At 71.4% G+C, this 14,332-nt stretch carries 13 protein-coding genes and 1 pseudogene; 7 read left to right on the top strand and 7 right to left on the bottom strand.

What is annotated here, in order from left to right; all coding sequences use genetic code 11:
• Window positions 1-119: 119 nt before the first annotated feature.
• A complete protein-coding gene (locus ACZ49J_RS09795) occupies window positions 120-1,064 on the top strand; it encodes an alpha/beta hydrolase (RefSeq protein ID WP_467447054.1) in 945 nt (314 codons plus the stop codon).
• A 326-nt stretch (window positions 1,065-1,390) separates the two neighbouring features.
• A pseudogene (locus ACZ49J_RS09790) lies at window positions 1,391-1,438 on the top strand (hypothetical protein); the annotation flags it as partial.
• A 315-nt stretch (window positions 1,439-1,753) separates the two neighbouring features.
• On the opposite strand, the gene ACZ49J_RS09785 reads toward ACZ49J_RS09790, so the two are convergent.
• Together ACZ49J_RS09785 and ACZ49J_RS09780 are read right to left on the bottom strand one after the other, a co-directional pair.
• Window positions 1,754-2,848, bottom strand: a complete 1,095-nt coding sequence (locus ACZ49J_RS09785; protein WP_467447052.1) for a Gfo/Idh/MocA family protein — start codon at window positions 2,846-2,848, stop codon at window positions 1,754-1,756.
• Window positions 2,849-2,949: 101 nt separating this feature from the next.
• Window positions 2,950-4,449: an MFS transporter gene (locus tag ACZ49J_RS09780; protein ID WP_467447051.1), complete on the bottom strand. Its 1,500-nt coding sequence runs from the start codon at window positions 4,447-4,449 to the stop codon at window positions 2,950-2,952.
• Between the two features lie 1,205 nt (window positions 4,450-5,654).
• Here ACZ49J_RS09780 and ACZ49J_RS09775 point away from each other — a divergent pair.
• On the top strand, window positions 5,655-6,299 hold the full coding sequence (locus ACZ49J_RS09775; RefSeq protein ID WP_467447050.1) for a ScbR family autoregulator-binding transcription factor: 645 nt from the start codon (window positions 5,655-5,657) through the stop codon (window positions 6,297-6,299).
• Between the two features lie 752 nt (window positions 6,300-7,051).
• Here the strand turns inward: ACZ49J_RS09775 and ACZ49J_RS09770 are convergent.
• A complete protein-coding gene (locus ACZ49J_RS09770) occupies window positions 7,052-7,426 on the bottom strand; it encodes a hypothetical protein (RefSeq protein WP_467447048.1) in 375 nt (124 codons plus the stop codon).
• 591 nt (window positions 7,427-8,017) lie between these two features.
• On the opposite strand from ACZ49J_RS09770, the gene ACZ49J_RS09765 reads away from it, so the two are divergent.
• On the top strand, window positions 8,018-8,362 hold the full coding sequence (locus tag ACZ49J_RS09765; RefSeq protein ID WP_467447047.1) for a MerR family transcriptional regulator: 345 nt from the start codon (window positions 8,018-8,020) through the stop codon (window positions 8,360-8,362).
• A gap of 161 nt (window positions 8,363-8,523) precedes the next feature.
• Window positions 8,524-8,745, top strand: a complete 222-nt coding sequence (locus tag ACZ49J_RS09760; RefSeq protein WP_467447045.1) for a hypothetical protein — start codon at window positions 8,524-8,526, stop codon at window positions 8,743-8,745.
• 78 nt (window positions 8,746-8,823) lie between these two features.
• Here ACZ49J_RS09760 and ACZ49J_RS09755 read toward each other — a convergent pair whose 3' ends face one another.
• The 4 genes from ACZ49J_RS09755 to ACZ49J_RS09740 all read right to left on the bottom strand — a co-directional run bounded on the left by ACZ49J_RS09755 (window position 8,824) and on the right by ACZ49J_RS09740 (window position 11,869).
• Window positions 8,824-9,177, bottom strand: coding sequence for an ArsR/SmtB family transcription factor (locus tag ACZ49J_RS09755; RefSeq protein WP_467447044.1), 354 nt, complete (start codon window positions 9,175-9,177; stop codon window positions 8,824-8,826).
• Window positions 9,178-9,367: 190 nt separating this feature from the next.
• Entirely contained in the window at window positions 9,368-9,763 is a 396-nt protein-coding gene (locus ACZ49J_RS09750) for an STAS domain-containing protein (RefSeq protein WP_467447043.1), read from the bottom strand.
• Window positions 9,764-9,806: 43 nt separating this feature from the next.
• Window positions 9,807-11,531 (bottom strand): SulP family inorganic anion transporter, encoded by a 1,725-nt coding sequence (locus tag ACZ49J_RS09745; RefSeq protein ID WP_467447041.1) that lies wholly within the window; start codon window positions 11,529-11,531, stop codon window positions 9,807-9,809.
• Window positions 11,528-11,869 (bottom strand): ArsR/SmtB family transcription factor, encoded by a 342-nt coding sequence (locus ACZ49J_RS09740; RefSeq protein WP_467447040.1) that lies wholly within the window; start codon window positions 11,867-11,869, stop codon window positions 11,528-11,530. The genes ACZ49J_RS09745 and ACZ49J_RS09740 overlap by 4 nt, the downstream gene beginning before the upstream one ends.
• Before the next feature lie 462 nt (window positions 11,870-12,331).
• Between ACZ49J_RS09740 and ACZ49J_RS09735 the strand changes: the two genes are divergently transcribed.
• Window positions 12,332-13,516, top strand: a complete 1,185-nt coding sequence (locus ACZ49J_RS09735) for a beta-ketoacyl-[acyl-carrier-protein] synthase family protein (protein ID WP_467447038.1) — start codon at window positions 12,332-12,334, stop codon at window positions 13,514-13,516.
• A 258-nt stretch (window positions 13,517-13,774) separates the two neighbouring features.
• Window positions 13,775-14,104, top strand: a complete 330-nt coding sequence (locus ACZ49J_RS09730; protein WP_467447037.1) for a hypothetical protein — start codon at window positions 13,775-13,777, stop codon at window positions 14,102-14,104.
• Window positions 14,105-14,332: the final 228 nt, after the last annotated feature.

Genomic DNA, 14,332 nt, shown 5'->3' with positions numbered 1-14,332 from the left:
CGGGGGGAAGCGGCCGATCCACGGCCGCCCGGCGGGTTACCGGACGAGGAACGCGGGCGCAGGATGAGGCGCATTCCAGGACGGGATGCCTGGTATGACCGACGGCACCGGAGAGCACCATGACGTACCGCTTCGACCCCGAGCTGGCGCCCTGGGCGGCCATGCTGCCCGATCTCGACATGACGGACCCCGCGGTGGCGCGGGAGACGATGACCCAGGTGGCCGGCCAGCTCCCGCCGTACGAGTCGGCGGCCCCGCTGACCGTGGAGGACACCGTCGTGCCCGGCCCGCCCGGCGCGCCCGACGTGCCCGTACGCGTCTACGCCCCGGCCGACCGGCAGGGTCCCCTGCCCGGACTGCTCGGCCTGCACAGCGGCGGCTTCGTGGCCGGCGGGCTCGACAACCTCGACGCCTCGTGCCGGGAGATCGCCGACCAGGTGGGCGCCGTCGTGGTCTCCGTGGACTACCGGCTCGCCCCCGAGCACCCCTTCCCGGCCGGGGTGGAGGACGCGTACGCGGCCCTGCTGTGGCTGGCGAAGGAGGCCGGCCGGCTCGGCGTGGACCCCGGGCGGCTGGGCGTCTTCGGCGAGAGCGCGGGCGGGGGGCTGGCCGCTGTGACCGCGCTGCTCGCCCGCGACCGGGGCGGGCCGGAGCTGTGCTTCCAGGCTCTGGACAGCCCGGAGCTGGACGACCGTCTGGACACGCCGTCGATGCGGTCCTTCACCGACACCCCGGTGTGGTCGCGGCCCAAGGCGGTCCTCAGCTGGAAGTACTACCTGGGGGAGGCCGCCGGCGGCCCGGACGTGTCCGCGTATGCCGCCCCGGCACGTGCGGAGGACCTGTCGGGGCTGCCCCCGGCGTGGGTCGCGGTGAGCGAGTTCGACCCCCTGCGCGACGAGGGCATCACCTACGCGCAACGCCTGGTGCAGGCCGGCGTGCCGACCGAGCTGCACCTGTACCCGGGGACCTTCCACTGCGCGTTCGTGGTGCCGGGCGTGGCGGTGTCCCAGCGGATGGGTTCCGACCGCATCGCGGCGCTGCGCCGCGGACTCGGCGGCGCCTAGGCGTGGTGTCCGGGGAGTCCCTCCGTCCGCCGGGAGGGCGGGCCCTGCGGCTCTGGTGGAGAGCGGGATCATCTCGATCCGCGGCGTGTCGGGCAGGAGGTACACCGTCACCGGGCCGACCCCGACCGTTGCCGCCGCCGTGCCGTCGGCCCACCACCACAGCCACTCCGCCCTGATGCGCCGCACACCGAGCAGCAGCAGCGGGAAGGAATGCCGGGCGGCCTCTCCGGCCTGGCGGTGGCGTACGTCAGCCCTTCGGGGCTGTCCCTGCAGATGAGCTGACGACGTCGGTGCTGTGGATCGCCACGGCCGTGGTGGGCTTCCGCATGGCCCGGCAGGGCCGGATCGCCGACCACCGCCGCTGGATGGTGCGCAGCTTCGCGCTCACGTTGTCGATCGTGGTGAGCCGGGTCCTGGGCGTCGTCCACGACCACACGATCTGCCGCCCCCGGCCACCCGGACATCGCGGCCCTCATCGCCTGGGGCCAGGAACGCGCGGGTCTCGCCTCCTGGCCGGGCTGGATCCTGCCGCTGCTGATCGCGGAGTGGTGGCTGATCGAACGCGAGGCATCCGCCCGCCACCGCGCCCGGCGGGCCCGCCGCAAGGCGGCCGTCAAGGCCTGAGCGGCACGGCACGACGCTCTCGGGGCCGCCTCCCTCGACGGGAGGCGGCCCCGAGGCGTGCCGGGTCAGACCAGGCGCACGCGACTGCCGCTCCTCGCCGAGGACTTGACGGCGTCCAGCAGCCGGTGCGTGCGGACAGCGGTGGAGAAGTCCGGGCCGAAGTCCCCGCCCGTACGGATCGCCCGGGCCAGGTCCGTGTACACCTGGGCCACGTTGCTGACCGGGGAGGGGGTCCCCAGCAGCGGGCGGTAGGCGTCGGGGACGTCGAGTTCCGCCGCGGGCGCGCCGTTGGCGGTCTCGTGGGTCAGCGTGAACCGCGGGCCCACCAGCGAGTCGTCGGACGACACCAGGACCAGCCGGCCCGTCCGCCCGTGCACCTCGACGCGGAAACCATCACCGCGCGGGCCGCCCGTCATGAAGTGTGCCGACGCCGCCGCGCCCGACTCCAGAAGGCCGCCCAGCACGATCTGGTCCGGCGAGGTCACCTCGATCCGCTCGCCGGTCTCCTCCATGGTGATCCGGTCGATCAACGTCGTCAGGGTCGCCGACACCTCGGTGAAGTCCCCGACGGCGTACTGGAACATGTCCAGCGAGTGCCCGCCCACCACGGCCAGGTGGTTGACACCCTTCGTCTCGTCGAACAGCGCCGCGTACCGCCGCGACCACACCTCGGGCGTGGACAGCGAGTACAGCAGGGACGCCGACAGCACCTCACCGATCAGCCCCTGCCCCAGCAGGTCCCGCAGCAGCCGTACGGCGGGGTGGTGCCGGCTCTGCAGGCCCACCGCGTGCCGTACGCCCGCCGCGCGCGCCGCCGACTCGAAGCGCTCGGCGGTCGCCGCGTCCGGGGCCAGCGGCCACTCGCTGTACACGTGCTTTCCCGCGGCGATCGCCGCCTCCACCAGCCCGTCCCGGGAGGGGAGCTGGACGGCGACCGTCACCAGATCGACGTCCGGGTCGGCCATCAGCGCCCGCGCGTCGTCGTAGGCCTTCCCCGCGCCCCACACGGCCGCCGCCGCCCGCGCCGACTCCATACTCGTACCGGCGACCGCGGTGATCTCGAAGTCGTCCAGCGCTTTCAGTGCCGGCAGATGGATGCCGCGTCCCCACCCCCGTTCGGCGTGCGCGCCGACGACTCCCACTCGGATCCTGTCCGCCACGTTTCCCCTTGAGTGCTTGAGTTTCCGTAGACAAGGGCCGGAGCGTGACCGGTCGCCCCGGCCACGCTCCGACGGTTGATGAACTGTCAGGTGCGTGTCTGTCAGACGTGCCCGACCGTCGGGGCCGTCTCGGGCGTCACCTCGGGCGTCACGTCGGCCGCCGCCGCCCCGGCCTGCTCCGCCGCCGGCTGCCTGGCGTCCCGCAGCACGAAGAACGTCACCAGCCAGGCCACGAACACGAACCCTGCCGCGCACACGAACGCCAGGCTGTAGCCGTCGCGCAGGGCCTGGATCTCCGGGCGGCCCGCGCTCATCAGCGAGTTGCTGCGCGACGTGGCGACCGTGGCGAGCACCGCCAGACCCACCGCCGCACCGGCCTGCTGCGCCGTGTTGTTCAGGCCGGAGGCCAGACCCGCGTCCTCCGGCTGCGCGCCCGACATCGCGCGCATGATGACCGCCGGCACCGTCAGACCCATGCCGAGGCCCTGGACGACCAGCGTCGGAGCGATGTCCGTCCAGTAGTTGCCGTCGACCGGTGCCAGGCTGAGCCACAGCAGACCGACGCCGAGGAACAGCAGGCCGGTCAGCAGCACCCGCCGGGTACCGAAGCGCGCGACCAGCTTCGCCGTGAAGAACAGCGACATCGTGCCGATCACCAGCGGCGCCGGCAGGAACGCCAGGCCGGTCTGCATCGAGTCGAAGCCCAGCACCCGCTGCAGGTAGAGGGCGTTGAGGAACTGGAAGCCGAAGCCGGCCGAGAAGACCAGCACCACCGCGATGTTGGCGCCGACGATCTCCCGGCTGCGGAAGATCCGCAGCGCCAGCAGCGGACGCCGCGCCGTGGCCTGCCGCCACACGAACGCCGCGAGCAGCGCCACCGACACCGCGCCGTACAGCGACAGCTCACCACCGGAGAACTTGTCCTCGGACACCTGCGAGATGGTGAACACGCCCAGCGACAGACCGGCCGTCACCAGGACCGCGCCGACCGCGTCGGCGCCCGCCCTCAGGCCGAGACCCGGTTGCTCGCTCAGCAGCCTCAGACCGAACAGCAGGGTGAGCGCGCCGATCGGCAGGTTGATCAGGAACACCCAGTGCCAGCCGAACGTGTCGGTGATGACACCGCCCGCGATCAGACCGAGGGCGCCGCCGCCCGCGGACACGAAGCTGTAGATGCCCATGGCCTTGGCCTGCTCGTTCGGCTCCGGGAACAGGCCGACGATCATGCCGAGCACCACCGCCGACGCCAGCGCCGCGCCGACGCCCTGCAGGAAGCGGCCGCCGATCAGCGTCTCCGGGCTGTTCGCCACACCGCACACCAGCGAGGCGATGGTGAAGGTGATCAGACCGCTGAGGAACACCTTCTTGGTGCCGATCAGGTCACCGAGCCGGCCGGACAGCAGCAACAGTCCGGCGAAGGCGATGAGGTAGGAGTTCACCACCCAGGACAGGCCGCTCTGGGAGAAGCCGAGCCCGTCCTGGATGGTCGGAAGCGCGACCGTGACGATCGTCCCGTCAAGGATGATCATCAGCTGCATCGCGCAGAGGATGGTGAGCGCCGGCCCGCGCGAGGTGCGGGCCTGTGCTGTCGGGGGGGTCATCACTCACTTCTTTCGTCGTCACATCGGAATCCGGTCGTGGACTGTGAGCTCGACGCCGACGCCAGATCCACGCGTGGGCGCGAGGATGGACGACTTCTCACACGGCAGCCGGAGCCGGTTCCAGCGCGTCACGCAGCGCGTCCACGACCTCGCCGGTCGCCGCGGCGCCGGCCGCCACGCCGAACACCTACGTGTCGGGCCGCACCCGCACGCTCCGTGCCCCGACACCGTCGAGGTACGTCGTGAAGGTCGCCGACAGTGAGCCGGTAGCCGGGATCCGTCGTCGGAGTGACGTCGCCCGCGGGCCCCGCATGCCCGTCGATGCATCAATGTGCTGGTGGGCACGACTTCATTTGCGTGCGGCAGAACAAATCCCGCGGCGGCCGCGCCGGCCCGCTGACTGAATCCTCCGAGACTCGCCGAGTCGACATAGGAAAACGCTTCTGACGGGCCGAGCAGATTGAATCGCATGCGGCTCACCCCCCAGTTGAAGTCCAAGCGGACAGCTGCCTCCACGAGACGCCCCTAGAGTAAACAAACCGATCGACCCGTTTGTCAAACGATAAGTCCATGATCGCTAGAAGGGACTCCAGAGTCGTCAAAGGTGCAGCTCAGAGCGTGGCCACCCGGCGATCGCCATCACCTGCACCCTCCAGCTTTCAGCCCACCCGCCTACGGAATGGAGGATTCCGCGATCCTGCGTCCGCGTCCCCGACCCGATGGGTGAACCGTTGCCGTCCGGTGAGCGCGGAGAAACCAGGGTCCCCTGAGTGGTTGCCGGCTTCTGCGGTCCGGGCCCCTAGAAACCGTTTACGAGAGGTGGCCAATGAAACTGGTCGAACGTGTCGAGCAGGCACATGAACCCGAAACGCATAATCGCGGAATGCGCCGCCGGAAAACGCTCCGTCGTACTGCTCGACGGTCCCGGCGGCAGGAAAGACCGAACCGCCGCACCAGGACGCCGAGCACACCGGACGGCGTGGCGCCCCGGCAATGCTCGCCAGCTGCGCGCAACACCCCTGGCATTTCGTTGTCCTGGGCCCGCGAACGGTACGTACCAGGAGGGCTGGTGGAGCGCCGCGGCGAAACAGTACCAGTTAGTTGGTTTTTTACAGGGGTGAGGGCAGACTGATACCGAGGGCTCGTCGCAGCCGGACGCCCAGGTCTGCGACAGCTCCGGTTCACGGAGTGAAAGGGTTGGATGCATGGCCAGGCAGGAACGAGCGGAGGTCACTCGGTCGGCCATTCTCGACGGGGCGGCGCGCGCCTTCGAAGCCGAGGGGTACCACGGGACGACACTCGGTGACATCGTCAGAGAGGCCGGTGTCACGAAGGGCGCTCTCTATTTCCACTTCACGTCCAAGGAGGAGCTCGCCCAGGCCCTCATCGACGAGCAGTTCTCCGTCCTGGCCCCCTCGACGAGTCCCGAGAAGCCGGGAGTGCAGTCCGCCATCGACATCCTGCACAGGATGGCCCGGCTGCTGGTGGAGGACGTCCGGGTGCGTGCCGGTATCCGGCTGGTGATCGACCAGAGCTCCAAGACGGGCATCGTCAGCGAGCCGTACACCCGGTGGATTGAACTGTTCCGGGACTCCCTGGCGCAGGCGCAGGAGCGCGGGGACGTCAAACCGGACGTCGACCCCGCCCGGATTGCCCGGCTGATCGTCGGCTCCTGGACCGGACTGCAGCTCAGCTCCCAAGTGCTCACCGGACGCCACGACTTGGACGACCTGACCACGTTCATGTGGGAGACGCTGCTGCCCCGCATCGTCCCGCCACGCCGGCTGGGACGCTTCCGTCCGGAGGGAAGCGCCCAGTCCGTCCAGCGCGAGTTGGTCACCGTCGAGTAGCTCACGCGCGGTAGATGACACGGCCGTCCAGGAGGACGCCGACGGCATCGGCCTGTCCGTCCTCTCCGGGGCGCACATGGCGCTCTTCGCCGAGGTGCCGCGGCTGCTGCACGAGGAGCAGGCGACGGACACCCCGGCTCCGCGGGGGGCGGCGACGAGGGCCGGTGTTCGGCGGCGGCGATCATCCCCGAGGGGACATTACCGAGCTGCTCGGCCTGGGGATGGCCGCCGTCTTCACTCCCGGGCACACCGACCCGGGAGATCACCGACTGGGTGCACGGCAACACAGGCCGGGCCGCGGTGGCCTGACCGCCCTGCGCGGCGCGGAGCAACGGCGCCGCCCGGGTGCCGTCGCCTGCCCGGCCGGGAGCGCGAGTTCGATGGCGGGCAGGCCGCCTTCGTCCTGCCCCGGCCGTGGCAGAACAGCCGCCCCGGCGAGCGCTGCCCGTCCGCGCGCGCCCAGGGCGGCACGACCACCGCCGACGGCTCAAGGGCGGGCATCCGGCCGCCAAGTGTCCGGGGAAGCCGCGGGCGTCGGCCGTGCGACGCCCAGCGGGCTTCCGCCACGTTCTCGCACAGGTCCGGTCGCCCTGGCCCGGCTCGCCGTTCGCCGCGGCGGTCCCGCGTGCCCGGACCGGATCCGTCCGCGGGGCGTCCTCGACGGATCGCCGCCCTCGCCCGGCGCGTCATGGACCGTCCCGTAGCCGCGCGGGCGGGCGGGCGGGAGACCGCGCTCGGGATCCCGGTACCTCTCACTGGTCGAAGTAGCTGAGATCACCTACGGTCCATGCGCTGACGTCCTTGATCGCGACTCGGTACATGCCGCCCGTCTCCGGGATGCCGAGGCTTCCCTGCAGGATTCGCGCCAGATGAAAGTGCAGATGCGTGGGCGCCTCACCGTGACCGGGCCGGCTCCCCCGCGGTCCGCGGGCGAAGACGTCCGAGAACGGGCCGAGCCGGTCCGAGTCCTTCAGGACCTCCGCGACCCGCTCCCTCCACACGGCCTCGGGAGCCAGCCGGCCGGTGATGACGGCACCACCGACGACCACGGTCAGCGACATCTGATTGCTTCGCTCGGACTCCACAGCGGCGGAGATGGCGACGAGCAGCTCATCAGGATTCGACATGACAGCAGAGCTTATTCGTCCCGCTCGCCCCGAGCCGCCCGCGGGGGCGTGTGCGCTTGCCCGGGAAGCGGGAGGCGGACCCCCGAGCAACCGGCGAGAACCACTCGCGGCAGGATTCCTGCTACGCCAGAACGGTGAAAACTGTTCCCACCGCAGTAGATTTTCGCCCTCGGCAGGGGTATGCTCCTTGGCGTAGAGAAGGTCAACGAGACCCGCCAGACACGAACTGGCGGGTGGCTGAAGTCGAAGTACGCAGGTCAGTGGACCGACACCGCACCGGGCAGCTGCAGATAGGGGAGCTGCCCACGGCAGTACCGGTTCACCAAGTGGTTGGTACAGAGAGAGAAACGGAGGAGCAGACGCCATCAGGATCGCCCGGGCAGGAGTACTCGGCCCGGGTACCGCAAGACCCCGGAATGGATGGTGGTCCCCGGTCACGCAGCTGCGATCCCCCGCTCCGCCCTGCCGGGCCGGGTAGCGGAAACAGAAGGTCGGCACAGCAGTAGGGCCGACAGATGGTGTTCAATTTCCTTCGGGGCCCTGGTGCCGTACGGCACCAGGGCCCCTCGACGCGTTACACAACGAGGTGACATGACATCGGACAACCCTCTGAATGATCGTCTGGACGACGACGACTACCCCGCGTACACCATGGGCCGGGCAGCCGAGATGCTCGGCACGACCCCTGCCTTCCTGCGGGCCATCGGTGAGGCTCGTCTGATCACTCCGCTCCGCTCGGAGGGAGGACACCGCAGGTACTCCCGCTACCAGCTGCGGATCGCCGCTCGCGCCCGCGAGCTGGTCGACCAGGGGACACCGATCGAGGCGGCTTGCCGCATCGTCATCCTCGAGGACCAGCTCGAGGAAGCACAGCGCATCAACGCCGAGTACCGCCGCGCCGCCGGCGAATCGGCGAGCCTTCCCCGCTCCGGCTGAGTACGCCCGGCGCGGGCTGCATCCGGAATGCCGTCCGGCGTCGCGTGCTCGCACCTCGTAGTTTTTCGAAACCGCAGGTCAGGGGCGTGGCGCGGTAGTTTCCGGCCAGATCTGTGCCGAGCGCCACAACGAGCGGGAGCCACACGGGCGCATACTGAGCTATGACAAAGCCTGCGGCACCGAAGCGTCATCTGCCCACCAGCCCCTTCAAGGCCCCGGTCACACCGGTTCCCAAGCACTTCGCCATGGGTGATCAGGTCACACATGACGTGTACGGCCTCGGCCGGGTCATCGGCATCGAGGACGGAATCGCCGCACTCGTGGATTTCGGGTCGGCGCAGATGCGGATCCTGAGCCCGTACGCCAAGATGACCAAGCTGTAGGGCCGCTGCCCTGGTCACGGCATACCGGACCACTGATGGACCCCGCACTCCCAGGAAGCGGCCGCCGTGTGCACGCCCTCACCGCGACGGCCGCTTCCCCTCACCCTGCGCGGCCCGCAGATCGGCCAGCAGCTCGGCCTGCCCGGCGAGCACCCCGGACAGGATGGTCCGTGCGACCCGCAGCAGCTCCGCGACCTGCGGGCTGGTCAGCGAGTAGTACACGGTCGAACCCTCCTTACGGGTCCTGACCAGATTCGCCCGCCGCAGCACGGCCAGCTGCTGGGACAGATGAGCGGGCTCGATGCCCACCTCGGGCAGCATCTCCGCGACCGCGTGCTCACGAACGCTCAGCAGTTCCAGGACCCGGATGCGGGCCGGGTGACCGAGGGTCTTGAAGAACTCGGCTTTCAATTGGTACAGCGGCGTACTCATCGTGCTGTCCCCTCCCCGGCACAACGGCCCGGACCCGCCGGCGGGAGCCCGGCGCATCGCGTCCACCCACTCGTCAAGAACATGCGGCCCATCCTCGCCTGCGGCACCGGCCACGCCGAACCCGGATGCGGGGGACCCAGCCGCTCGGGTCCGGTCAACGCGTCCCAGGGTCCTTTCCCGGATACGTCGGTCAGGTGGGCCGGCCATCGGTGCGCCACGCCTGCCTGGCCTCGCCCGGAGGCGACGTGCGCCGGGCATGGGCGGCGAGGGCTGCGGCCAGATCGCAGTGCACGGGGATGTCCCGGTGATCGCCGGACGGGACCAGGGAGCCGTCGCCGGGGACGGCGGCCAGTTCCAGGCTCCGGTCCGCACCGGCGAGGCGGCGTGCGGCCTCGGTGACGGCCAGCCGGCCCTCCTCGGACCAGCCGCGCAGTTCGGTCAGGTCGAGGATGACCGGTCCGGTGCCGCGGGCGACGACCCAGCCGAGAGCCCCGTCGAAGCGGCGGACCGCCTCAGGGCCCAGGTATCCGGCGACGGAGAACACCCCGACGTCGTCCTCGACGGTGTAGCGCCACTCGATGGTCATGATGGTGAACTCCCTCGCGTGCGGGGTCTGTTGCCCTGCCGTCTCATCGGACGGCTTCCTCGCCCGCGGTCCGTGGCTGCTGGGCGGGAACGGCGGCCAGGACGCCGGCCGTCTCCAGGTGTGCGCGAGCGCCCCTGATCGCCTCGGGTGTGGTGGCGTAGTCCCGGCCGTCGCGCCGCAGCGGATCCAGCGCGCCGACGGAGTCCAGGACCTGGCGGTGGCCGGAGCGGATACCGGAGGCCAGGACGAGGATGCCGCGCCGCTCCAGCTTCTCCACCGCGTCCTTGAGGACCAGCGCGCCGGTGGCGTCCATGGTCGACACCCGTGACATGCGCAGGATGACGACCCGTACGTCGGCCACCTCGGTCAGCTCCAGCAGGAAGCGGTGCGCGGCGGCGAAGAACAGCGGCCCGTCGATGCGGTACGCGACGATGTGCTCGGCGAGCAGGGCGTGCTCCTCGGCGCTGTGATCGCCCCGGTCGAGCGGCACCTGGTCGAAGCGGGCCTGCTGGGCCACGGCACGCAGGGCGAGGGCACCCGCGACGACCAGGCCGATGATCACCGCGTACACGAGGTCCAGTGCCAGGGTCGCGACCGCGGTGAGGACGAGGATCAGCGCATCCGAGCGGGTGGCCTTGGCCATGGCCCTGAGCGAGCCGACCTCGACCATGCGGACCGCGGTGGCCAGCAGCACGCCGGCGAGAGCGGCGAGCGGGATTCTGGAGACGAGGGGCGCCGCGACGAAGACGATCACGGCGAGGATCGCGGCGTGGGTAAGGGCGGCCAGCCGGGAGTGGGCCCCCGTGCGGACGTTGACCGCGGTCCGGGCGATGGCGCCGGTCGCGGGCACCCCGCCGAACAGCGGGGCCGCGATGTTGGCCACCCCCTGGCCGAACAGCTCGCGATCGGGGTCGTGCTTCTGCCCCACCGTCATGCCGTCAGCCACCGAGGCGGACAGCAGGGACTCCAGGGCCGCGAGCGCCGCCACGGCCACGGCCGGGGCGAGCAGTGAGCCGAGCGAACCGGCGTCCAGGAAGCCGAGCGAGGGCGCGGGCAGCCCGGACGGCAGGTCGCCGATCGGCTGTACCGCGTCCAGGCCCGCGAACTGGGCGACGGCCGTGGCCGCGACGACCGCGAGGACGGAGAACGGGACGGTGGGCCGCAGGCGCGCGCCCACGAGCATGACCGCCGCCACCGCGGCCGCGAGGCCGACCGCGGCCCAGTTCGGATCGTTCGCGAACTTCTCGACGGCCCGCCAGGCGACCACCAGCACGCGATCGCCCTCGGGTGTGGGCACGCCGAGCGCGTTCGGGATCTGCTGCAGTCCGATCACGCAGGCGATGCCCAGGGTGAAACCCTCCACCACAGGTGCGGGCACGTACTGCATGTACTTGCCGGCCCGCATCGCGGCCAGCGCCACGAGCATGACGCCGGCCATCAGCCCGACGGTCAGCACGCCCGTCGGACCGTGCTCGCCGACGATCGGCACCAGCACCACGGTCATGGCCCCGGTGGGCCCGGACACCTGGAGGCCGGACCCGCCGAACAGCGCGGCGAGCGCGCCGGCGACCACGGCGGTCGCCAGGCCGGCCTCGGCTCCGAGACCGGAGGAGACGCCGAAGCCGAGCGCGAGCGGCAGGGCCACGATCGCCACGGTCAGCCCGGCGAGGAGGTCCCGCCGGGGGGCGCGGCGCAGGTCCGCCAGGTCGGTGCGCGTGGGCAGGAGCGCGGTGAGCCGGGCCCAGGCCCGGCCGGTCGCCGGGGTCATCGCGCGGTGACCTCGGCTTCCCGCAGCTCGGCCAGCAGTTCGCCCTGGCCGGCGAGCATCTCGGTGAGGATCCGGCGCGCGGCCCTCATCAGGTCCGCGACGTCCCCGCCCGCCAGCTCGTAGACGACGGTCGAGCCCTCCCGGGTCGCGGTGACGATCCCGGAACGGCGCAGCACCGCCAGCTGCTGGGACAGGGCGGACGGCTCGACCTCGGTCACGGCCAGCAGGTCCCGCACCGGCATCGGACCGTGCTGCAGCAGCTCCAGAACCCGTATCCGTACGGGATGCCCCAGCATCCGGAAGAACTCGGCCTTGGCCTGGTACAGCGGAACGGACACGATCCCTCGGCTTTCCCTACGAACCCCACCCCGGCGGCGGACACAAAGGCTGTGCCCGCTGCTGCCGGCGAGCGGGTACAGGCAACCCAGCATCCAACCAATTGCGAAATTCTGCAATTGCGCAAATAAGGCGGCTGCGGACCACGCCTGAGACGCGCCGGCGACCGTCATCACTCCCCGGGGTGCCGTCACCCAGGAGCTGACGAGCCGTCACCTTCGAACGAAGGCGAGCAGGAGCCGCCCGCACAGCACCTGTGTGCCGTGTCACCCGCCCCAATACCTGGTCAAGTTGCCCAGGTCACAGCACAAATGCCCCTTTGCGTCCATGCTCGGGCGGGATGCCGGCGCCCGAAGTGGGGCGCGACGGCATCGACTTGGACGCGATGCGCCGAAAGTCCGAAATGACACATACCGCGGCATTCGCGACGTTCTTCCCTTGTTCCCCGCAGAAAGGTGCCAACTGTGGCCGCTTACCTGTGCCCTCCCGCAGTGATACACGGCAAGCACACCGTGAAGACCAGCCAGATCGTGACGGAAGTGCGCGACCGGCACCCGCACGCCGTGTGGGCGCCGCGGATCGACGCCATCGCGGCCAGTACGGGCATCGAAAGCCGCGGGTGGATGCTGCCGCTGGAGGCCGCCGTCGCGCCGGGCAACGAAAGCGGCCTGCGGGCCGCCGGCATCGGGCCGGCCCGGGAGGCGCTGGCCCGCGACGGGTTCACCGAGCAGGACGTCGACCGCGTGATCGCCGCCCTGGAGGCGATACCCGCGCCGCAGACCGTCCAGGAGCGCACCGCGCCGGCCTGGGCGGCCGTGCGGTCCTACGGGGAGCATGCGGCGCGCGGGGCCCTGCAGATCGCCGGACTGGACGCCGCGGACGTCGACTGCCTGATCACCAGTCACTCGACCACCCCGGCGCTGCCGGGGCTGGACATCGCCCTGGCCAACACGCTCCCGCTCCGCGACGACGTGATGCTGCTGCCGGCCACGCAGTGGGCCTGCATCGCCGGGACCCGCTCCCTTGCGCTGGCGGCGGATCTCGTGGCCGCGGACCCCGACCGGGTGGTCCTGGTCGTGATCGCGGAGGCACTGAGTACGACCTACCAGCCCTCGGACGACACCCTGGAGTCCTTGATCGTCCGGTTGCTGTTCGCGGACACCGCGGTCGCCGCGGTGGTCACGGGCCGTCCGAGACCCCAGTCGGTACTGCGGCTGGACGCCGCCTGGCACCACACTCTGCCCGGCACCCAGGACCTGCACCGCCTGGAGACACGGGCGGACGGCACTCACTTCGTGATGGACCGGCACGGGCCGCGCGCCGTACAGGAGACGGTCGCAGCGATGTGGAAGTGGCTGCACGCCCGCTATCAGGACGACCCCGGCTCCTGGCACCCCGACGTTCTGCTCGCGCACCCCGGCGGCACCCGGGTGCTGGAGTACATGGAACAGACGATGCCGGACGGGTGGCCGTCAGGGCTGCTGGACCACAGCCGGGACAGCTACACCAGCGGCAACCGCGGAGGCGCCGCCGTGTTCGACATCCTGCGGAGGGCACACGACGCCGGGCAGGAACCGGGCAGCCGCGCCGTCCTCTACGCGGCGGCCCCGGGCCTCACGGCCACCGCCCTGGCAGGAGAGTGGCATTGACATCCTCGCCTGCGTGAACGCAGGCGATTCCGGTCAGCACCGCTAGGCGGCGCTCCCTCGGGTTCCTGCTTCATCGGCCCCTGCCACCCGAGGGTGGTCTGACAAGGTCTCCACAGGCTTGACGTCCCGCCAGTCCGGCGGTAGGTCCGCCAACTACGTTGTCGGACAACGCGACTTTAGGTGTGTCGCTGCGGCCCTCCGGGCCGCTGGGCTCAGGATGCCCTACACCTGCACCCTGAAGGGTGGAGCCCTGGGCAAGTGTTCGGTAGCACGAGCCCACGCCACCCGCACCAGCGGCCACGCCACGCGCACCTGCGGCCGGACCGCCCGCACCAGCGGCCCGGCCGCCCCTACGGCGGGGACACCGCCCGCACGGCGCAGGCGGTGCCCGCACCACCGGTGGCGCCCGCCCACACCACCGGAGAGGCACAGCACACCACCCGGCAGCACCACCGCACCGCCGACCGCGCCACCCGCACCATCAGCCCGACCGCCCGCACCACCGGCCCGGCCGCCCCCACGGCGGGGACACCGCCCTCACGACGCAGGCGGCGCCCACACGGCGGGGACACCGCCCGCACGACGTAGGCGGCGCCCGCACCACCGGTGGCGCCCGCCCACACCACCGGAGAGGCACAGCACACCACCCGGCGGCACCACCGCACCGCCGATCACGCCACCCGCACCATCAGCCCGACCGCCCGCACCACCGGCCCGGCCGCCCCCACGGCGGGGACACCGCCCCCACGACGCAGGCGGCGCCCACACCACCGGTGTGGCGCCCGCCCACACCGGACGCACAACGCACCACCGGAC

The sequence above is a fragment of the Streptomyces sp. NPDC030840 genome (assembly GCF_055572015.1).
Note: the sequence above shows the minus strand (reverse complement) of the source record. Positions and strands in the feature narration are given on the sequence as shown.

Coding starts and splice junctions, on each gene's coding strand:
- ACZ49J_RS09795 (WP_467447054.1), top strand. CDS start 120: ATGACGTACCGCTTCGACCCCGAGCTGGCGCCCTGGGCGGCCATGCTG.
- ACZ49J_RS09780 (WP_467447051.1), bottom strand. CDS start 4,449: ATGACCCCCCCGACAGCACAGGCCCGCACCTCGCGCGGGCCGGCGCTC.
- ACZ49J_RS09775 (WP_467447050.1), top strand. CDS start 5,655: ATGGCCAGGCAGGAACGAGCGGAGGTCACTCGGTCGGCCATTCTCGAC.
- ACZ49J_RS09770 (WP_467447048.1), bottom strand. CDS start 7,426: ATGTCGAATCCTGATGAGCTGCTCGTCGCCATCTCCGCCGCTGTGGAG.
- ACZ49J_RS09765 (WP_467447047.1), top strand. CDS start 8,018: ATGACATCGGACAACCCTCTGAATGATCGTCTGGACGACGACGACTAC.
- ACZ49J_RS09760 (WP_467447045.1), top strand. CDS start 8,524: ATGACAAAGCCTGCGGCACCGAAGCGTCATCTGCCCACCAGCCCCTTC.
- ACZ49J_RS09755 (WP_467447044.1), bottom strand. CDS start 9,177: ATGAGTACGCCGCTGTACCAATTGAAAGCCGAGTTCTTCAAGACCCTC.
- ACZ49J_RS09750 (WP_467447043.1), bottom strand. CDS start 9,763: ATGACCATCGAGTGGCGCTACACCGTCGAGGACGACGTCGGGGTGTTC.
- ACZ49J_RS09745 (WP_467447041.1), bottom strand. CDS start 11,531: ATGACCCCGGCGACCGGCCGGGCCTGGGCCCGGCTCACCGCGCTCCTG.